Annotated in this window: 2 protein-coding genes; both read right to left on the bottom strand. The window is 60.1% G+C overall.

Going from position 1 to position 1,663, the window contains the following annotated elements; all coding sequences use genetic code 11:
* A partial coding sequence (locus tag IF809_RS38485; protein WP_462840071.1) for an IS110 family RNA-guided transposase occupies positions 1–932 on the bottom strand: 932 nt, incomplete at its 3' end.
* Positions 933–1,042: 110 nt separating this feature from the next.
* Positions 1,043–1,510 carry a hypothetical protein gene (locus IF809_RS38490; protein WP_462840072.1) on the bottom strand — a complete coding sequence of 156 codons (468 nt, stop codon included), beginning with the start codon at positions 1,508–1,510 and terminating at the stop codon, positions 1,043–1,045.
* Positions 1,511–1,663: the final 153 nt, after the last annotated feature.

Below are 1,663 nucleotides of genomic sequence, written 5' to 3' on the forward strand. Positions count from 1 at the left end.
TTGGCGGCTTCGATCCAGGACTTGAGCCCGTAACTTTCCCAGTTCTTTATCCTGACCAGCACAACCCACGCCGCCTGCACGAACAGAACGCGCAGGTAGCGATTGCCGCGCCTCGAGATTTTGCCGAGGATCGTGCGGTCTCCCGTCGAGATCTGCTTGGGCACCAGTCCGAGCCAAGCGCCGAAGTCGCGGCCTTTGGAGAATACGTCTCCAGTGCCGATCGCGGCCACCATGGCGCTCGAAATGATTCGCCCGATGCCAGGCACCGTCATCAGGCGCGAGCATGCCTGATCTTGACGGGCCAGTGCTTCGATCTCGCAGGTTAGGCCATCGATGCGCTGGTCGAGCCGGCGCCAGTCGCCTGCCAACTCCTCGATGACACGCAACATGCGTGGCGACATGGCATCGGTGCGCGTCGCAAGAATGGTGGGCAGTTCCATGCGCAAGAAGCCGATACCCTGGCGCACGGCGATCCCGCGTTCCAGCATGAAGGCGCGAATCTGGTTGATGATGCCGGTGCGTTGCGACACCAGCCGCTCGCGCACCCGGTGCAGCGCCTGCAGATCCAATTGCTCCGCGGTCTTGGTCGCCACGAACTTCATCGTCGGGCGCTGCACGGCTTCGGCAATCGCTTCGGCATCATTGAAGTCGTTCTTCTGTCCCTTGCTATAGGGGCGGACATATTTGGCCGGCATCAATCTGGCATCGTGACCAAGCGATGCGAGTTTGCGGCTCAGATGATGTGCGCCGACGCAGGCTTCCATGCCGATCAGGGAAGGCGGCATATTGGCGAGCCGCGCTTCCACTTGGCCACGCGACCACTTTTGCCGCAGCACGATGGCGCCGCGCGCATCGTGGCCCACGACGTGGAACGAGTTCTTGCCGATATCGATGCCGATCACGGCGATCGCGGTATTGGGTGTCTGAGACATGGCGTGCTCCTTGTCTTTGGCGCCCCTTGCCAGCTTCGCTTACTGGCGGGGCAGGAGCACGGCCGGACCATCCCATTAGCGGAAGTGGGTGCTTCGATGAAACGATGACCTCAAAAGCGTGCCTCAGTGAAGAACGTGCTCAAGGTATTCGCAACCAGCTCAACGCGATCTAACGGATAAGGCTTAATCACCGCGAAATCGTGCGGGATCCGTACCAAGGCAGGGTCTTGGCTAACCGTCCGCATGTCCAGGAAGTACGGGTCTCCTGAACCTTCGGCGCAGCCTCCGACCGGAATGTATCCCATAGGCACGACCGAGAGCCCAGGCTCGGACTCCAACGCCTCCGACACGATCTGAGTCGGGGTAAGCCAAATAAGTTCGGCGCCATGTCCGGACAGATCACCGCTGGCGTCCAGCGAAAAGCAAACGCCCGCCAATCCGTACTCTCTCAAGACAATTACCAGCCAATCCGGTACGACGCTCACATCCAAGGTTGAGCGGAGAAGGCCAATGTCTGCATCTGTCGCGGTTGCGCCGTGAAGTCTTTTAGCAATTCGCCGTAAGATCAGCTCAAGCATAACCTTCTGCCCAGTACAGCCCGACCGCAGGCCAATCATCATTTCGAGGGGCATGACAAGGCGCTATGTCGCCTTCTGTGCAGGTTTTTGGACGCCGGCAACGAAGGAGGCTGCGCACGCTCAACTGACCGGCGTCCAAAAAGCGCCAAGGCA

Source organism: Bradyrhizobium sp. UFLA06-24, from assembly GCF_054967145.1.